The 601-nt window shown below is 68.9% G+C and carries 1 protein-coding gene; it reads left to right on the forward strand.

Going from position 1 to position 601, the window contains the following annotated elements; translation table 11 throughout:
• Nucleotides 1-48 precede the first annotated feature (48 nt).
• Nucleotides 49-601, forward strand: a 553-nt coding sequence (locus ACFQE5_RS19025; protein WP_379586873.1) for a helix-turn-helix domain-containing protein, incomplete at its 3' end; no start/stop codon positions are given.

The following is a 601-nucleotide window of genomic DNA, read 5'->3' on the forward strand; positions in this document are numbered from 1 at the left end:
CTAGTGCCGTGACCACAAACGTTGCCGGTGAAGCCGATGCTGGTGGGCATGGCTGAACGGGTGAGAGTCAGGCGGCTCTCCGACGAGGAGGGCCAGCGGCTTCAGCGGCTGGTCCGCCGCGGCGAGCCGAAGACGACAACGAGTGTGATCCGCTACCGCCGGGCGATGGTGGTGCTGGCCTCGGCCGGCGGCAACAGCGTGCCGGTTATCGCCCGGCTGGTCGCCGCGGACGAGGACACCGTGCGGGAGGTGATCCACCGGTTCAACGAACTCGGGATGAAGGCACTGGACCCTCGCTGGGCGGGTGGCCGTCCCCGCCAGATCAGCGCTGAGGACGAGGCGTTCCTCGTCGAGACGGCCCGGAGCCGCCCGGAAAGGCTCGGCTGTCCGTTCACCCACTGGAGCGTGCGCAAGCTGATCGGCTATCTGGCCGACAACCCGCGCCGAGTGGTCCGTATCGGCCGGGAACGGGCGCGCCGGCTGCTGGCCGACCACGCGATCACCTTTCAGCGGACCAAGACCTGGAAGGAGTCGCCCGACCCGGACCGCGAGGCCAAGCTGGTCCGCATCGAGCAAGTGATCAACGAGCATCCGGACCGGA

Source organism: Pseudonocardia hispaniensis (assembly GCF_042658695.1).
In the GTDB taxonomy this organism is placed as follows: domain Bacteria; phylum Actinomycetota; class Actinomycetes; order Mycobacteriales; family Pseudonocardiaceae; genus Pseudonocardia; species Pseudonocardia hispaniensis.